The 16,132-nt window shown below is 64.1% G+C and carries 15 protein-coding genes and 1 pseudogene; 10 read left to right on the top strand and 6 right to left on the bottom strand.

The window, feature by feature from the left end:
• Nucleotides 1–6: 6 nt before the first annotated feature.
• The 8 genes and pseudogenes from ABD831_RS15445 to wecB all read left to right on the top strand — a co-directional run bounded on the left by ABD831_RS15445 (nucleotide 7) and on the right by wecB (nucleotide 7,971).
• The gene (locus ABD831_RS15445) at nucleotides 7–1,242 is read left to right on the top strand and encodes an MATE family efflux transporter (RefSeq protein WP_344948472.1); all 1,236 of its coding nucleotides are present in this window, start codon (nucleotides 7–9) and stop codon (nucleotides 1,240–1,242) included.
• On the top strand, nucleotides 1,235–2,662 hold the full coding sequence (locus tag ABD831_RS22270) for an O-antigen ligase family protein (RefSeq protein ID WP_425582835.1): 1,428 nt from the start codon (nucleotides 1,235–1,237) through the stop codon (nucleotides 2,660–2,662). Before ABD831_RS15445 ends, ABD831_RS22270 begins: the two co-directional genes overlap by 8 nt.
• Complete coding sequence (locus ABD831_RS15440; RefSeq protein WP_344948993.1) at nucleotides 2,571–3,668, top strand: glycosyltransferase family 4 protein; 1,098 nt, start codon at nucleotides 2,571–2,573, stop codon at nucleotides 3,666–3,668. The genes ABD831_RS22270 and ABD831_RS15440 overlap by 92 nt, the downstream gene beginning before the upstream one ends.
• A complete protein-coding gene (locus ABD831_RS22265) occupies nucleotides 3,643–4,578 on the top strand; it encodes a D-glucuronyl C5-epimerase family protein (protein WP_425582834.1) in 936 nt (311 codons plus the stop codon). The genes ABD831_RS15440 and ABD831_RS22265 overlap by 26 nt, the downstream gene beginning before the upstream one ends.
• A 329-nt stretch (nucleotides 4,579–4,907) precedes the next feature.
• On the top strand, nucleotides 4,908–5,609 hold the full coding sequence (locus ABD831_RS15435; protein WP_344948469.1) for a glycosyltransferase: 702 nt from the start codon (nucleotides 4,908–4,910) through the stop codon (nucleotides 5,607–5,609).
• Nucleotides 5,609–6,184: pseudogene (locus ABD831_RS22260) on the top strand (glycosyltransferase); the annotation flags it as partial. The gene ABD831_RS15435 and the pseudogene ABD831_RS22260, both read left to right, overlap by 1 nt.
• Nucleotides 6,185–6,367: 183 nt before the next feature.
• Entirely contained in the window at nucleotides 6,368–6,916 is a 549-nt protein-coding gene (locus ABD831_RS15430) for a glycosyltransferase (RefSeq protein WP_344948466.1), read from the top strand.
• Nucleotides 6,913–7,971 carry a non-hydrolyzing UDP-N-acetylglucosamine 2-epimerase gene (gene wecB / locus ABD831_RS15425; RefSeq protein ID WP_344948463.1) on the top strand — a complete coding sequence of 353 codons (1,059 nt, stop codon included), beginning with the start codon at nucleotides 6,913–6,915 and terminating at the stop codon, nucleotides 7,969–7,971. The genes ABD831_RS15430 and wecB overlap by 4 nt, the downstream gene beginning before the upstream one ends.
• 12 nt (nucleotides 7,972–7,983) lie before the next feature.
• Here the strand turns inward: wecB and ABD831_RS15420 are convergent, their stop codons facing one another.
• The 6 genes from ABD831_RS15420 to rfbB all read right to left on the bottom strand — a co-directional run bounded on the left by ABD831_RS15420 (nucleotide 7,984) and on the right by rfbB (nucleotide 13,945).
• Entirely contained in the window at nucleotides 7,984–8,991 is a 1,008-nt protein-coding gene (locus ABD831_RS15420) for a Gfo/Idh/MocA family protein (protein ID WP_344948460.1), read from the bottom strand.
• Nucleotides 8,991–10,076: a DegT/DnrJ/EryC1/StrS family aminotransferase gene (locus ABD831_RS15415; RefSeq protein ID WP_344948990.1), complete on the bottom strand. Its 1,086-nt coding sequence runs from the start codon at nucleotides 10,074–10,076 to the stop codon at nucleotides 8,991–8,993. Before ABD831_RS15415 ends, ABD831_RS15420 begins: the two co-directional genes overlap by 1 nt.
• 28 nt (nucleotides 10,077–10,104) lie before the next feature.
• Complete coding sequence (locus ABD831_RS15410; protein WP_344948457.1) at nucleotides 10,105–11,394, bottom strand: nucleotide sugar dehydrogenase; 1,290 nt, start codon at nucleotides 11,392–11,394, stop codon at nucleotides 10,105–10,107.
• A gap of 30 nt (nucleotides 11,395–11,424) precedes the next feature.
• Nucleotides 11,425–12,015 carry an acyltransferase gene (locus tag ABD831_RS15405; protein WP_344948454.1) on the bottom strand — a complete coding sequence of 197 codons (591 nt, stop codon included), beginning with the start codon at nucleotides 12,013–12,015 and terminating at the stop codon, nucleotides 11,425–11,427.
• Nucleotides 12,016–12,080: 65 nt separating this feature from the next.
• On the bottom strand, nucleotides 12,081–12,935 hold the full coding sequence (gene rfbD, locus ABD831_RS15400; protein WP_344948451.1) for a dTDP-4-dehydrorhamnose reductase: 855 nt from the start codon (nucleotides 12,933–12,935) through the stop codon (nucleotides 12,081–12,083).
• On the bottom strand, nucleotides 12,932–13,945 hold the full coding sequence (rfbB, locus tag ABD831_RS15395) for a dTDP-glucose 4,6-dehydratase (protein WP_344948448.1): 1,014 nt from the start codon (nucleotides 13,943–13,945) through the stop codon (nucleotides 12,932–12,934). Before rfbB ends, rfbD begins: the two co-directional genes overlap by 4 nt.
• 74 nt (nucleotides 13,946–14,019) lie before the next feature.
• On the opposite strand from rfbB, the gene ABD831_RS15390 reads away from it, so the two are divergent.
• Together ABD831_RS15390 and ABD831_RS15385 are read left to right on the top strand one after the other, a co-directional pair.
• Nucleotides 14,020–15,363, top strand: coding sequence for a UDP-glucose dehydrogenase family protein (locus tag ABD831_RS15390; protein ID WP_344948445.1), 1,344 nt, complete (start codon nucleotides 14,020–14,022; stop codon nucleotides 15,361–15,363).
• 134 nt (nucleotides 15,364–15,497) lie between these two features.
• Nucleotides 15,498–16,109, top strand: a complete 612-nt coding sequence (locus tag ABD831_RS15385; protein ID WP_344948442.1) for an arsenate reductase/protein-tyrosine-phosphatase family protein — start codon at nucleotides 15,498–15,500, stop codon at nucleotides 16,107–16,109.
• The last annotated feature ends 23 nt before the right edge of the window (nucleotides 16,110–16,132 follow it).

Genomic DNA, 16,132 nt, shown 5'->3' with positions numbered 1-16,132 from the left:
GGTTTGTTGCCCACGCTGAACGGAACTAACAAATCACGCTCCTTGTCCGGAACTCGCGGCCGCGCCCTCTTGGTCACTGCGAGTCGCTTTGGCACGATCGGCATCAATGCGCTTGTCGGGGTTTGTACGGCGCGCGCGTTGACAGTTCCTGATCGCGGATCGCTGGCGCTGTCGATTACCCTGGCGTCATTCCTGTCACTAGTGTTTACCGCCGGGCCTGACACCGCGACCTTGCGCGCCGGTAACGGGCCCGCGCGCAAGGCGGCCGTAGGGTTGGCTTTCCGACAGGTCAAACTCACCGCGATGGCGGCGATTGTGTGCGCTGCCCTAGTGTTGACCCTGCGTCCAGGCATGGTGATGGGTCTAAACAATACCGAGCTCCTCGTGAGTCTCGGGTTGGCTCCCGTGCTGACTCTGAATCAATTGCTTGGCAATTGTGTACTCAGTTGTGGGCAGGTCGTCCGTTGGGCGCTAGCGAATGTGCTGAGCATCTCCGTGTATGCCGTTCTTGCTCTCGTGTTGTTCTTGAACAATGTATCGTTTCCCTCAGCGTTCGTGGTTTCCCTTGGGATTGGATACATATTCTCGATGACACTTCTGCTCAGACATACATGGACGGATCGCGGTGGATTTAAGTCAAGCGAGTCCAAGATCCTCCGTCGAGCCGGTCGTGCGACGTTTGTAACCACCATCGTCCAACTCTTGCTGCTACGAGTGCAATTGCCGCTGCTCGTAGTCCTCTCTGGGCCTGCAGCTGCGGGGCTATTGAGTGTCTCACTACCGATAACAGAGCTCCTGCTAATCGCCCCGGTGGCCATATCATCCGTCCTGCTGCCCGAGTATCACGAGTCGAGTGCACGCGCCGACCTGGTCGCGACGCATGCGAGAAAGACCGTGTACCTCACCGCCCTTTGCGCGATCGGCGTAGCGGCTTCCGCGCCCTTGGTCCCTTGGGCTTACGGTCGTGACTATGCCGGCTCGGTGTGGCCGATTTTGGTTATCGCCCCATCCATGATCGCATTCGCTTACGCGCGCGTATTGCAGAGCGCAATGTTTGCGAGAGATCATTTCAAGCCCGTCACCGTCGCGTCGGCGCTGGCGTTAGTGGTGAGCATCCTGTTGCAGGTCATCTTGTCCCCGCGCTACTCCGAACTCGGAGCTGCTTTGGCGATTGCGGGTGCCTACATCACTTTCGCAGCCGCCATGGGAGTCTCCTTCCGAAGGTTGCGAGCCAATGCCTGACTCCAAACATCCACCGGCACGCCGTTCATCCATATGGCAAGGCCTCATCTTGGCAGGGATCGCTGCCGCCACTGTGACGCTCGCGCATGCGCTTCCTGGGTCTTCCGCCCTGATCTGCGTGGTTGCGGCATCCCTCGGCGCTGCGTGGGTGGGGCGTTCGCTGCTAATCGGTTTGCTCTTCGCCGCGATTCTCGCCCTGGGCGTCCCTGAGGCCGCATATGCGCCCTACCTGTTGGCGCTGCCCAACGTCCTGTGGCGGGGGAGGTCGGCAGAACTGGCGCATGTCCGGCCCCGAACCCTTACCTGGCCGTCCGTGTTGCTGGGCATGCTTCTGTTGGTTGTAGCCCTCGTCACGACACTGCGGGCCAGTTCTGACAGCGACTACTTGCTCCTGCAGGTGACTGCAGTCGGTTGGGTGGCGTTCAACGTCGTCTCGGCTCGTCGCTTCTCCGCGCTAAGGCAATGCCTTCCCCAGCTGGCCGCGGGACTCTTGGGTATCTGCTTGGTGTACGCAGCTGAATCTTCGTCGGTCGCGGGGGCCGGGGGCCCCAACGCTTGGGCGGCCTCCGGATATCTTGCGGGATGGATCAATCGCAACGCGTTGGCGGTCGTATTTTCGGTGGTCACGCTCTACTTCCTGGACCGAGGACTTCGGAGCGGGCCGAGAGCCGCCTACCTCACCATGTGTGCAGGGGCGGCCGCTGCAACCGCACTAACGTTCAGTCGGAGCGGGTATCTTGCGCTCGTTATTGGCGTAATCGTTTGTGTCTATCGCGGGCGCAAGAAGATTTTACTGTTGGCCCCCCTTGCTGTATTGGGCACTCAGTACCTCTCTGCGCCGATTCTGGAGCGTGTCGAATACACGAGTGCTAGTGGTGGACTCGACGCATCCTCCTCGTTGCGGCTCGAGTTGTGGCAGGTCGCCTGGGATCTTGCGCTTGAGCATCCGTTCACGGGTGTCGGGATCCAAAGTCTCGCCGACGAGTTCAGATCTCGACAGTTCGGGGATGAATTAGTTTTCGCGCATAACACCTTCTTAACGGTCCTTGCCGCATACGGGTTGGTCCTTCCCCTACTCGTAGCGGTAGCCGTCTCAGTCCGTGCTTACGGACGGCGGCGAGAGGGTCACGCTGACGGGCGCTGGGCGGCTGTTCTGTCGGTAGCGGTCTCCTCAATCTTCGGAGAGCCGTTGCTGACCGTAGCAACCCTTGTTGCCATCCTGCCTTTTCTTGCTGTCACTTGGATAATCGGAGAACACCTTGACGAAGCCCTTGAGAATCCTACAAGTCAGCGGAACGGCCAGCGGGGGTACATGGTTCCTGTGGCAAGTGCAGGAACTGGCCCGCAGGGGCCACAAAGTGGAAGTCATCACGACAGGGGAGGGACCTCTCACCGAGCAGCTGCGCAAGGACGGATTTGACGTCGAGGTAATCCCTTTCCGCGGGTATCGACCACGTGAAATTCCGCGAGTGTTCCGGTCATGGTTACGGCTTCGCAAAATCATGAGCCAGGATTACGACATTGTTCACTCGCATCTGATCAAATCGATCGTCATGTGTCGACTTGCATTGATAGGTCGCCCGCGCGGTCTCCGGCCGAAGCTGGTCTCGCAAGTACCTGGAGTGGTGCATCTGCAGGCGGGCTGGTTGCGACGTATTGACCGAGCAACGATATCGGCGGATGACGTCACTGTTGGATCCTGCACGGACTTTGCGGCAGCTTATCGAAGTAGGGGAGCTCGACGGACTGCCGTTTCTTTTTACGGTATGGACACCTTGAATTTCATTCGCGAACTGCCCGAGAGGGACGATACCGCGCGCGCGAACCTTGGCCTGCGGGAAGGTGACGTTGCCGTGATCATGGTTGCGCACATGTACCCGACGAACGTTGCCCACTTTGCAGACGTTGGCGTCAAAGGCCATGAAGTTTTCATCGATGCCGCGGCGAAGGCGCACGCTGCAGACGCTCGGTTGAAGTTCTTGATAGTGGGCGACGAATTCGTGGGAGATGGGGCGTACAGGCGGCGATTGGAGGCGCGTGCAGCATTGGCCAGCGACAGCATCAGGTTCCTCGGCCACCGTGATGACGTGCCCGTGTTGCTGGCCCTCATGGACGTCGCTGCGAATCCCTCACTGAGCGAGTCCGCCTCGTACACGATGATGGAGGCATCTCTCACGGGGCTTCCCGTCGTGGCGTCCTCGGTAGGCGGCCTCCCAGATACCGTTGTGGACGGCGTCACCGGTCTGCTCGTACCCCCCAGAGATGTAGAAGCCCTATCCGCTGCCTTCCTCACGCTTGCCGATGATGCACAGTTGCGACGCGACATGGGACGCGCGGGGCGAATTCACGTCCAGCAGTCCTTCGATATCACCAAGACTGTTGATTCCTTGGAAAGAATTTATGACGAGGTTCTTGGCCGTGGCTGATGGTTGGAGAGCCGTCCCTGAGATGGTCGGAAAGGCGCTCCGTGCTACGCGACCAGCACATTACCCGCTCATTGCCAGCGACGGCCAGCGACACTTTCCTCTGGACTGGAGAGAGCTCGCACGACCTTCCGGTGCTGACGGCGGCGTGCACGTAGGGACCGGATCTATTCAGTACCTTCACCCCGTCGCCACCTGCTTTAACCTCATTGCGCGCGCGCAGTCGGCTCGGCTGTCCCAGACGGAGACCCAGTTCGAGGCTATCCAGGCGGGACTTCACGCTCTCCTGCAGGCGCAGGGAGCGGACGGTTCCTTTCGCTACCCAGTGCCTGTGCCCCGGTACGGCCTACAACCGGGATGGAGTTCGGCGCTGGCTCAAGGACTATTCGTCGCCGCAGTGTCTGAGACCGTGGACAGGCTGAATGCGTCGGATAGAGGAAGGGCTTACGATGCTGTCGGTGCAGCCGTCGATCACATGATGACTCCGGTGGACAAGGGGGGATGCACTGTTACCGATGAGTTGGGAATCTTTCTCGAGGAGTGTCCGAAGGACAAGCCGCCATATATTCTCAATGGTGCTGCTCTTGCAGTCATTGGCCTGTCCTGTTCGAGCGATGCAAGCCATAGAATGATTGCCGATGAAGCTGCCGAGAGTCTTGCCCGCCGCATGGGCGCCTGGGATCTGGGGTACTGGTCAAGATATGATCTTCAGGACCCAAGTCCCTCCTCGCCCGATTACCACGCCTTACACGTTAGTGTGATTCGGGCGCTAGATGGCCGATTTCCGGATGCGGGATTCGACGAATGGGCCATCCGGTTTGCGGACCAGGCTTCGTCCCCCGTGAATAGGGGTAGGGCTCTTGGGTCGTTGGCCGTGAGAAGGGTCTTAGATGTAGCGCGGGGTCGGCGATGACCCCTAAGACCACCAAGTCCGTCCGTCTCATCGGGCCACCTTCATCGGTTCACACGATGCTTTGGGCTGATTCCTTTATTCAGCATGGACACGATGTTGAGATTGTGGGTATTCAGGGCCGGGTATTCGTCGGACTGGTTCGAACGTGCCTCAGGGGACTACGAGAGCGTGCGCTCGGACGGCGCGTGGACGTCACCGTTGTGCATTCCTTGGGGACACATGCACTTGCCAGCCTCATGCTTCCGCGTGGGCGAAGGCACATTGTCGTGCCATGGGGGAGTGAGGTGGTTGCGGCTCGTCGCAGCAAGATGCGTTCGCATGTAGCGCGTATGGTGCTGTCGCGAGCCGACCTGGTCTTGGTCACGTCGCAGGCGATGGCCCTCGTGATTGCCGATCAATGGCGAATCTCAGAAGGGATCACGAAAGTGGTCTCTTGGGGCGTAAGCTCTCTTTTCCTTGAGCAGACCGACCCATCGTCTATTCCTGAATCGCACTCTGTCCGTGCTCGCTTGGGTGTGTCACCGGATGATTTGTTGGTGGTGGCGCCGCGCGGGATCAGCAGGACATATCGTTCCGACGAACTCCGCCAAGCTTTCGCGGCTGCGCGTTCAGGCCGCAAGGATCTACGACTGGTCGTATTGGGTGCAGACGCAGAGGGGGCGACGGCCGGTGACGGAGAGGTCTTGCTCCCTTACCTGCCGAAGCCTGAACTTGCGGAACTGTTCGCGGCGGCCGACCTCGTCGTCTCCATCCCCCCGGACGATCAGAGGTCAACAACAGTGCTGGAGGCTGCCGCGTCTGGTGCCGCGCTGGTCTTGAGCGACATTCATCCATATAGGGAACTCATTCAACTTGGCATCGAGGCAACGCTTGTGGGAGAGCCTGTCGGCCCTTTCCTCTGCGCGGTGCTGGCGCAAGCGGGAAGGATGGAACCCGAAGCCTCCCAACGCAACCGATCCTTGATGAGACTTCACGAAGACCAACAAAGACAGATGGCGCAGGTAGTTTGCCTGTGCATCACGGAGGACTAATGCGCATCGGGCTAATCAATCACTATGCCGTACCACCAAGTGCGGCGGGCGGGACTCGGCACTGGGATCTCGCTAATGCATGGGATGCAGGCGGCCACACGGTGCGCATCTTGGCGAGTTCGTTCAATCACTTCGAACAATCGACTACATCCCAGATGGCGAGGCGAACAGAAATCGGACGGCGATCCGTTCTGTTGGCTCTTGACGCGCGGCCCTACGAAGGCAATGGCATTGGCCGTGCCGTGGGTATGCTGAGTTTCGCGTTGAGAGTCCTGCGATCGCGTCGAGAGTTGGGGGACGTCGATGTGGTTGTGGGATCCTCACCTCACCCATTCTCTGCCCTGTCCGCGGCGTTCGTGGCGAGGCGTCGGAAGGTGCCGTTCGTCTACGAGATTCGGGACCTCTGGCCCCAAACTCTGGTCGACATGGGCGCGATGCGCCGAGACTCGGTCGCTGCCAAGTTCCTCTACGCAGTTGAACGATGGACAGTTCGTGCCGCCGACGGAGTCGTTTTCTTGCCTCCCCAGGCAGACCGCTACATGGCTGAGAGAGGCTTGTCTGCGCGGCGTGCACTGCATGCCCCGAACTCGGCCCCGCCATTCGAACCCCCGGATGGGTCTCCGGGACAGCGAGCTGGTGAAGTCCTCGAGCAGGTCGATGCATGGAGGCGAGATGGGCGTCGCGTCTTTTGCTACGCAGGAACGGTTGGGCGGGCAAATGGGCTGCGCGCAGTTGTCGACGCCTTCAAGAAACCGGAGGTGAGTGGAAGCGCGGCCTTAGTGGTCTGTGGTGATGGTCCGGAGAGAGAGGCTTTGGAGGCGCTGGCTTTGCCTAGCGAAAACATCAAATTTGTTGGGCACGTGCCCAAGAGTGATGCGTTCCGCATCGTCGACGGGGTGGATGTGGCGCTTTTTCACCTGCTTGATGCTCCCGTTTTTCAGTATGGCCTCAGTCCCAACAAGCTCGTGGACTACTTGAATATCGGCAAGCCGATTCTCTATGCTGGTCCTGCGGTGCCTAACCCGGCGACGGGCTCTAACGCAAGTTTCGACGCTCTGCCAGGAGAAGCCACGTCAATTGCCGCCGCTGTTGAGCGCTTCGTGGCGCTTGGGGACGATGAACTTGCGGGGATGGCTTCCGCTGCCAGAGGGCATGCATCGCGGAATTTCAGTACCAAGATGGTCGCTGAGACATACGTGAAGTTTATGGAAAGCTTAGTTTGCGATCTAAAGGACCAAACTGTTAGAGGGTCGCGAGGCACGGTCGCGGCGCGTGCGACAACAACTGGCGAGGGAGTCCAGAAATGAAGGTTCTGAGCGTGGTCGGCGCACGGCCTCAGTTTGTCAAGCTGGCACCCGTGGCTGACGCTATGTCGCGACACTCTGTCGAACACGTCATCGCGCACACCGGGCAGCATTACGACGACAATATGTCTGAGGTGTTCTTTCGCGATTTGGGCATCCCCAAGCCTGATGTTCATCTGGGAGTCGGATCGGGCTCGCATGGAGTGCAGACGGGTGCCATGCTTGGTGCTCTCGATGGTGTGCTTGAGGAGCACGATCCCGACTGGGTCCTCGTTTACGGAGATACAAACTCCACGCTTGCGGGGGCTTTGTCGGCCGTCAAAATGCATCTTCCGCTCGCGCATCTCGAAGCAGGACTTCGGTCCTTCAACCGAAGGATGCCAGAGGAGCACAATCGCATTCTGACCGATCATGCGGCGGATCTGTGCTTGGCTCCGACAGAGAGGGCAGCGGACCACCTCAGGGCGGAGGGGCTGAGCTCGCGCACTGTCGTCACCGGCGACGTCATGACCGATGTATGCCTGGCAACAGCCAGGCGAACCGCGGCGGAGAAACAGAGTCGTGCCGCGGTCGCGGAGGGCGACTACGTCTTAGCGACATTGCACCGCGCAGAGAACACCGACGATCCTGAGCGTCTTCGCAGTGTCGTAGAGGCGTTGTCGGTGATGCCGGTACCTGTCGTACTTACAGCCCATCCCCGCCTGTTGGCTCGAGCTCAGGATCATGGGATAGACCTCAATGCTGGGTCTATTTCCGTCATTGCTCCGTTGGATTACGCGTCCATGGTCGCGGCTGTGCAACAGGCCCTTGCCGTTGTGACGGATTCAGGCGGCCTCCAAAAGGAAGCTTTTCTTCTGCGTACGCCCTGCACGACGGTCCGAACCGAGACAGAGTGGGCCGAGACTGTCGATCTGAGGTGGAACGAGCTGTGTCCTGACCCTGCTGACATCGTCTCCAGTGCTCTGCGTGTTCGACCGAACGAAACTGACGTCGCCCCGTACGGGACCGGCAACTCTGCGGATCTGGTTGTCGAGACCCTGGCCAGTTGGGATCGATGATTTTGCTGCGAATCAGGCCTTAACTCTGGGCGAATCCAGTTTGATACCGGCGCCGCCTCGAGCCGCTGCGATGCAAGCCTCAGCAACCCGGACTGTCTCAAGTCCTTGACGCATGGTGACGATGTCCCCATCGTTACCGAGGACCGCATCCCGGAACTGCTCATGTTCCACCCGCAGCGGTTCGGGCTTGGCGATGGCGTATCGGATCATGTCGCCCTCGGAGACTCCCCGGAACTGGGCGATGTCGTCACGCACGACCTTGACGGACCCATTGGCGTAGAAGGTGAGGTCCGCTGTGAGCGTGTCGGCCACGAAGGCGCCTCGCTCGCCGGTGATCGTCGTGACTCGTTCCTTGAGGGGGGAGAGCCAGTTGACCAGGTGGTTTGTGACGGTGCCGTCCTCCAGCAGACCGGTCGCTGCCACGAGGTCCTCGTGCTCGCGCCCACTGCGGAACGCGGTGTTGGCACTGATTCGGGTGTATCGCTGCTGGGTCACCCAGGCGGTCAGGTCGATGTCATGGGTTGCGAGGTCCTTGACCACGCCGACGTCGGCAATACGCGCTGGGAACGGGCCCTGGCGCCTCGTCGTCACCTGGTAGACGCGTCCGAGCTCGCCCGCTTCGATGCGCGCACGGGCACTCTGGAGAGCAGGGTTGTAGCGCTCGATGTGGCCGACGGCGCCCACCAGACCAGCGGCCTCAAAGGCTTCGGCGAGGAGTTGGGCGGAGGCGACGTCGGGGGCGAGCGGCTTCTCGATGAGTGAGTGGACGCCGGCTGCGGCCAAGGCGAGGCCGATGTCCTCGTGGTAGGTCGTCGGCACGGCGACGACGCAGTAGTCGACACCAGTCTTGATGATCTCGTCAACGCCGCCGAGCACGTCTCGTCCTCCAGCGATGCCGTGGGGGTCGCCCAAGGGATCGGCCACGGCGACGAGTTCAACGCCGTCCAGCGAGGAGAGGACGCGCGCGTGGTGCCGGCCCATCATGCCTAGCCCGATGAGTCCCGCACGGAGCTTCGCCATCAGACGCCCGCCTTTACCAGGGCGTTGACGCCTGTCACGATGCGCTCCAGGTCCTCAGTCGTGAGGGACGGGTGCACGGGCAGTGACAGGCACTCAGCTGCAGCCTTCTCGGTCTCGGGGAGGTGCGCATCGACGCTGAACGGCGCAAGGCGGTGGTTCGGCACCGGATAGAACATGCCCGAGCCCACGTTGTGCTCATCGCGGAGGGCCTGCGACAGGCCGTCACGGTCATCCTGGACTCGCACCGTGTACTGGTGGAAGACGTGGACCGCGCCATCTGCGACGGTGGGGGTGGTAACTCCCTCGAGGTGGTCGGTGAGGAAAGCTGCATTCCGGCGCCGGGCCTCGTTCCAGGCGTCCACCTTCGTCAGTTGGACGCGGCCGATCGCCGCATGGATGTCGGTCATCCGGTTGTTCAGGCCGACGACCTCGTTGTGGTATTGCTTCTCCATGCCCTGGTTGCGGTAGAGGCGCATCAGACGCTCCACATCAGGGTTGGCAGCTGAAACCATCCCGCCCTCACCCGAGGTCATGTTCTTGGTGGGGTAGAGCGAGAACATCGCGAACGAGCCAAAGGCCCCGACGGGCGTGCCGTGCAACGAAGCTCCGTGGGCCTGGGCCGCGTCCTCGAAGACCTGGATGCCGTGCCGCTGAGCGATGTCCATGATCCGGTCCATCTTGGCCGGATGCCCGTAGAGGTGGACCGGCATGACGCCTACGGTTCGGTCGGTGATCGCAGCCTCGACCGCCTCGGGCGAGAGGCAGAAATCGTCGGCGTCGATGTCGGCGAAGACCGGCGTCGCGCCGGTGAGCGCGACCGAGTTCGCGGTCGCCGCGAAGGTGAACGACGGGACGATGACCTCGTCGCCAACGCCGACGCCGCAGGACAGCAGCCCGAGGTGCTGACCCGAGGTGCCCGAGTTCACGGCGACGCAGGAGCGGCCCAGCCGGAAGTGCTCGGCGAACTCCCGCTCGAAAGCGGCCACCTCAGGGCCCTGGGCGATCATGCCCGAGCGCATGACGCGATCGACGGCAGCCCGCTCTTCGTCACCGATGAGCGGCTTGGCGGGCGGAATGAAGTCCATGTTGTGTCCCTGTCGTGTGATTGCTGAGTCAGGCCCGGCCGATGGTGAGCACATCGGCGTCGGGGAATGCTGCGGAGTCGAGGATGTTGCGCCCGTCGACGATGACCCGTGCGCCCGGCAGGGCGTCGGCCGTCAGCGCGCGGTACTCAGCGTGGTCCGTGTGCAGGATGACGGCGTCGACACCCGAACCCAGCTCGTGCGGCACGAAGCCCAGCGCGGCGAGCTCCTCGTCGCTGTACATCGGGTCGTGGACCGTGACAGTCGCTCCCTCGTCGAGGAGGGCTTGGACGATCCCGAAGACACCGGAGAAGGCGGTCTCCTTCACGCCACCGCGGTAGCTCGCGCCAAGCACGGCGACGCGGGCATCAGTCAGGTCACCGAAGGAGCCTCGCGCGAGGCCGACCGCGTACGCCGGCATCGCTGCGTTGGCCTCCCGGGCGGCGCGCACGACGGTCGCGTCGTTGTCGTTCCAGAGGTAGAGGCGGGGATAGATCGGGATGCAATGTCCACCGACCGCGATACCGGGCCTGTGGATGTGGCTGTAGGGCTGCGAGTTGGAGGCCTCGATCACCTGGTAGACGTCGATGCCGGCCCTCTGCGCATAGACCGCGAACTGGTTGGCGAGCCCGATGTTGACGTCGCGGTAGGTGGTCTCGGCGAGCTTGGCCATCTCGGCCGCCTCAGCCGAACCGAGGTCCCAGACGCCGTTGCCGCGCTCGAGGTCGGGTCGGTCGTCGAAGTCCAGGACGGCCTCGTAGAAGGCGACGGCCGCCTTGGCGCCGGCGGGGGAGAGGCCGCCGACCAGCTTCGGATACTTGCGGAGGTCAGCGAACACGCGTCCGGTCAGGACGCGCTCGGGGGAGAAGACCAGGTGGAAGTCGACACCCTCAGTGAGACCGGAGCCCTCTTCGAGCATCGGCTTCCATCGACTGCGCGTGGTGCCGACCGGGAGGGTCGTCTCGAAAGCGACGAGAGTGCCCGGGCGCAGGCCCTTCGCGATGTCACGCGTGGCGGAGTCCATCCACCCGAAGTCCGGGACGCCGTCCCCGTCGACGAAGAGCGGCACGACCACGACGACGGCTTCACTCTGGCTCACCGCCTGGGTCGTGTCCGTGGTCGCGACGAGTCGACCCTCGGACACCACCGCTGCAAGCTTCTCGGCCAGGTAGTCCTCCCCGGGGAAGGGCTCGGTACCGGCGTTGACGAGCTGGACGGTGGAGGGGTTCACGTCGGCGCCCTGCACCTCGTGACCCACGGCGGCGAACTGGACCGCGAGTGGCAGTCCGATCTTGCCGAGTCCGACGGTGGTGATCTTCACGTGTGGTGTCCTCTGGATCTCAGGTTCGGGTCAGTTGCTGTTGAGGGTGAGCTGGTCGTCGTGTTCGACGTAGGTCTCACCGCTCTCGGGGCATCGCCACACGCCCTCTGCCTGCAGTTCGAGCGGGACTCCGGCCCGTCCGACCCAGCGGATGCGCCGCGCAGGGACGCCGGCGACGAGGGCGAAGTCAGGCACGTCCTTGGTGACGACGGCACCGGCTGCGACCATCGCCCACTGGCCGATGGTCACCGGAGCCACGCACACGGCGCGAGCACCAACGGATGCGCCACTGCGGACGGTGACGCCCACGGCCTCCCAATCGTCGCCGGACTTCAGATCTCCGTCGGGATCGACCGCTCGCGGGAAGTGGTCGTTGGTGAAGACCACGGCCGGACCGATGAACACGCCGTCACCGATGACGGCGGGCTCGTAGACCAAGGCGTAGTTCTGCACCTTGCAGTTGTCACCCATCGTGACGCCGGCGCCGACATAGGCGCCGCGGCCGATGATGCAGTTGGCGCCCAAGGACGCATGCTCACGCACTTGCGCGAGGTGCCAGATCTTCGAACCCTGACCTACAACAGCATCGGCAGCGACCTCAGCGCTGTCGTGGACGTACATCCAGAACCTCATCTATTCGGAGAGCGGCACCGCGAGTCTACGGGCACACCGTCACGAACCAGACATTAGGCGCTGAAGGCCGCCATCCCTTCGGACCAGTCGCGGATCGTGGCGACTCCGGCCTGCCCGAGGCTGTGGTGCGAGAGCACGCTCCAGGCGGGGCGCGGCGCGGGACGTGGGAAGGCCGCGGTCGTCGTCGGGAGCACTCGCTCCGGGTCGAGGCCGTTGAGCTCGAAGATGGCGCGAGCGAAGCCGAACCACGTCGTCTGGCCACTCGACGTGCCGTGGTGGATCCCGAAGGGCGCGTCCCCCTCGACCAGACGCACGATGAGGTCGGCCAGGTCGACGGTCCACGTGGGCTGGCCAACCTGGTCGTCCACGACGGACAGCGTCTCGCGCTCGTCGGCGAGGCGCAGCATCGTCGACACGAAGTTCGGGCCCCCGGCCCCGTAGAGCCATGCGGTGCGAACCACCCATGATTCGGGGCACAGCGCCCGCACGGCCCACTCGCCGGCTGCCTTGGTGCGGCCGTAGGCCGAGCGCGGCGCGACCGGGTGGTCGACGGCATACGGCTCGGTGGCCGTGCCGTCGAAGACGTAGTCGGTTGACACGTGGACGAGGCGCGCGCCCGTGCGTGAGCAGGCCCGGGCGACGTTGGCCGCGCCGACGGCGTTCACGGCGAAGGCGGCGGCCTCATTGGTCTCGGCATCGTCAACGGCGGTGTAGGCCGCGGCGTTGACGACGAGGTCGTGCCCGTCGATTGCTGCCACGCATTCGGCAGGGTCGGTCACGTCGAGGTCGTTGCGGTCCATGGCCGTCACGACCCATCCGGCCTGTCGGAGAGCCGGCACGAGGTCGTGGGCGAGCATGCCGCTGGCCCCGGTGACGAGGACGCGACCGGCGCTGCCTTCGGCGGTCACCGGCCCAGCCGGGCGTAGGTGCGCTCGGACTCGATCTTGGCCGCCTCCCACCAGTCGCGATTCGCGGCATACCACTCGACCGTCGCCTCGAGGCCGGCCCGCACGTCGCCGTACTGCGGACGCCAGTCGGTCTCGGCGCGCAGCTTCGAGGAGTCGATGGCGTAGCGCAGGTCGTGGCCCGGGCGGTCGTCGACGTGGTCGAACCCGTCGGCGGGCTTGCCCATGATCTCGAGCAGCATGCGCACGATCTCGAGGTTGTTGCGCTCACCGTCGGCGCCGATGAGATAGGTCTCGCCGAGGCGGCCCTGCTCGAGGATGGCGATGACCGCGTCGTTGTGGTCGTCGACGTGGATCCAGTCGCGCACGTTCAGGCCCGAGCCGTAGACCTTCGGCTTGGTCCCGTCGAGGATGTTCGTGATCTGGCGCGGGATGAACTTCTCGACGTGCTGTCGGGGACCGTAGTTGTTCGAGCAGTTCGAGACCGTGGCGTGGATGCCGAACGAGCGGATCCACGCGCGCACGAGCAGGTCGGCGCCCGCCTTGGTGGCCGAGTAGGGCGACGAGGGGTTGACCGGGGTGCGCTCGGTGAAGCGCTCGGGGTCGTCGAGCTCGAGGTCGCCGTAGACCTCGTCGGTCGAGATGTGGTGCAGGCGCTTGCCGTGCCGTCGGATCGCCTCGAGCAGGGTGAACGTGCCGACGATGTTGCTCTCGACGAAGGGCCACGGGCTGTCGAGGCTGTTGTCGTTGTGGGACTCGGCGGCGAAGTGCACGACGATGTCGTGGTCGGCGACGAGACCGTCGACGAGCGAGGCGTCCGCGACGGACCCCTCGACGAGCCGGACCGAGCCGTCCCCGCCCAGCTCGGACAGGACCGGGGCCAGCGAGTGGCGGTTCGCGGCATACGTCATCGAGTCGATGACGGTCAGCGTCCAGTCGGGGCGCGTCTCCCGCGCACGGAGGACGAAGTTCGACCCGATGAAGCCGGCGCCGCCGGTGACCAGTACTCGCATGGCCCCGAGGATAACGAACCAAGCCGCAGTCGCAGGCCACTGACCGTTTGGCCCTCGGTCGATATGCTCCCGGCGTGAAGATCTCGGTCATCGGATGCGGATACCTCGGAGCGGTGCATGCCGCGTGCATGGCCGACTTCGGCCACGACGTCGTGGGCGTCGACGTGGATGTGGCAAAGGTGGCCAAGCTTGCGGCCGGCATCCCGTCCTTCCACGAGCCGGGCCTCGAGCCGCTGCTGAAGCAGGGCGTCGAGCAGGGGTCTCTGCGCTTCACCACCGACAAGACCCTGCTGGCCGGCGCACGCGTGCACTTCATCGCCGTCGGCACGCCCCAGCGGGGTGGCAGCTACGCGGCCGACATGTCCTACGTCTGGTCGGCGGTCGACGACATCATCGCCAACGCGACCCCGCACCCCGACGGCCCGATCATCGTCGTCGGCAAGTCGACCGTGCCTGTGGGCACCGCCGGCGCCATCGCGGAGCGACTCGCCGAGGCCGGCGTGGACGCCGTGGTCGTGTGGAACCCCGAGTTCCTCCGCGAGGGTTATGCCGTCCAGGACACCCAGCGCCCCGACCGCGTCGTCTACGGCCTGCCCGACGACCGCGAGCGGGGCGAGGTCGGCCGTGCCGTCGTCGACGAGGTCTACGCCCCGATCATCGAGGCGGGCACCCCGCGTCTGCTCGTCAACTACCCGACTGCCGAGCTGGTCAAGGTCGCCGCCAACTCGTTCCTGGCCACGAAGATCTCTTTCATCAACTCGATGGCCGAGCTGTGCGACGCCTCTGGGGCCGACGTCTCGCGCCTGGCCGAGGCCATCGGACACGACGACCGGATCGGGTCGAAGTTCCTGCAGGCCGGCATCGGCTTCGGGGGAGGGTGCCTGCCGAAGGACATCCGCGCCTTCATGGCCCGGGCGGGGGAGCTCGGTGTCGACCAGTCGCTCACCTTCCTGCGCGAGGTGGACTCGATCAACATGCGACGCAGGGACCACGCCGTCGACCTCGCGGCCGAGATGGCCGGGGGCCGCCTCGTGGGCGTCAAGGTCGCCGTGCTCGGTCTGACCTTCAAGCCGGACAGCGACGACGTGCGCGACTCTCCTGCTCTCGACATCGCAGGCCGCCTCTGGGGGCGCGGGGCCAACGTCGTGGCCACTGACCCAGCTGGGGCTGAAGCCGTGCGCCAGGCACGACCCGACCTGCAGATCGTCGACTCGGCCGACGAGGCGCTGGTCGGTGCGGACCTCGTCATGCTGCTCACGGCCTGGAAGGACTACGTCGACCTCGACCCGGCGACCGCCAAGTCACTCGTAGCGACGCCTCGGATCATCGACGGGCGCAACGTGCTCGACCCCCGCGCCTGGACCGAGGCCGGCTGGGACTACCGCGGGATGGGCCGGCGGTCGAGCTCGATCTGGTGACAGCGCACGCGGCTCCACGTCAGGTGTGCGTCCGCTGAGACAAAGCCACCAATTGGTCGTTTTCTGCGCATCCGTCACATGAGTGACACCTAGGATCGGGTTTCAAGCACTCACGCCAAATGAAACTCGGGGGCATGATGCTCGGGGAATCCCCTCACAACCGTGGCATCCTTTTCGTCTGCACCGGCAACATCTGCCGATCGCCGTACGCGGAGAGGCGACTGCGCCAGCTGCTGCCCGACTCGGGCATTCCGATAGCAAGCGCCGGCACCGGCGCCGTCGTCGCCTCAGACATCGAGGAGGCGACGAGCGAGCAGCTGCGTCGGCTCGGCGCCGACGTCACCGGCTTCGCTGCGAGAGACGTCACGCCAAAACTGCTCGACGGTGCCGAGCTCGTGCTGACGATGACGCGCGCTCACCGGGCAGACGTGGCTCGGCTGCGACCTGCCGCAATGCGCCGGATCTTCGCGCTCGGCGACTTCGCCGACCTGTGCCGCGCGTCCGCTGCATGGCGCCCGATCGCGCCGTCGCGCCCCTGGCTCCCGCAGGTCGTCACCGAGGCGGCCGCAGCCCGGGGGACTGTCGCGCCGCGTGACGCCTCCGAGGTCGACGTCGTCGACCCCTATGGGCGCTCTGCCCGGACGCACATCGAGGCGTTCGACCGGATCGAGGACTTCCTCGCCGTCGTCGTGGCGGCGATGGGCACCGTCGCCGGTTCGTCTCGCGCCACGGCTCGCCGCACCTGACGACGGCGCCGCCCACCTCGGCT

It is taken from the genome of Terrabacter ginsenosidimutans (genome assembly GCF_039539425.1).
Lineage (GTDB): Bacteria > Actinomycetota > Actinomycetes > Actinomycetales > Dermatophilaceae > Terrabacter > Terrabacter ginsenosidimutans.
Note: the sequence above shows the minus strand (reverse complement) of the source record. Positions and strands in the feature narration are given on the sequence as shown.

Excerpts from the sequence above, each read along its gene's own strand:
- ABD831_RS15420 (WP_344948460.1), bottom strand. The coding sequence starts at position 8,991 with ATGGCGAAGCTCCGTGCGGGACTCATCGGGCTAGGCATGATGGGCCGG.
- ABD831_RS22270 (WP_425582835.1), top strand. The coding sequence starts at position 1,235 with ATGCCTGACTCCAAACATCCACCGGCACGCCGTTCATCCATATGGCAA.
- ABD831_RS15415 (WP_344948990.1), bottom strand. The coding sequence starts at position 10,076 with ATGGACTTCATTCCGCCCGCCAAGCCGCTCATCGGTGACGAAGAGCGG.
- ABD831_RS15385 (WP_344948442.1), top strand. The coding sequence starts at position 15,498 with ATGATGCTCGGGGAATCCCCTCACAACCGTGGCATCCTTTTCGTCTGC.
- ABD831_RS15435 (WP_344948469.1), top strand. The coding sequence starts at position 4,908 with ATGGTGCTGTCGCGAGCCGACCTGGTCTTGGTCACGTCGCAGGCGATG.
- ABD831_RS15405 (WP_344948454.1), bottom strand. The coding sequence starts at position 12,015 with ATGTACGTCCACGACAGCGCTGAGGTCGCTGCCGATGCTGTTGTAGGT.
- wecB (WP_344948463.1), top strand. The coding sequence starts at position 6,913 with ATGAAGGTTCTGAGCGTGGTCGGCGCACGGCCTCAGTTTGTCAAGCTG.
- rfbB (WP_344948448.1), bottom strand. The coding sequence starts at position 13,945 with ATGCGAGTACTGGTCACCGGCGGCGCCGGCTTCATCGGGTCGAACTTC.
- ABD831_RS22265 (WP_425582834.1), top strand. The coding sequence starts at position 3,643 with ATGACGAGGTTCTTGGCCGTGGCTGATGGTTGGAGAGCCGTCCCTGAG.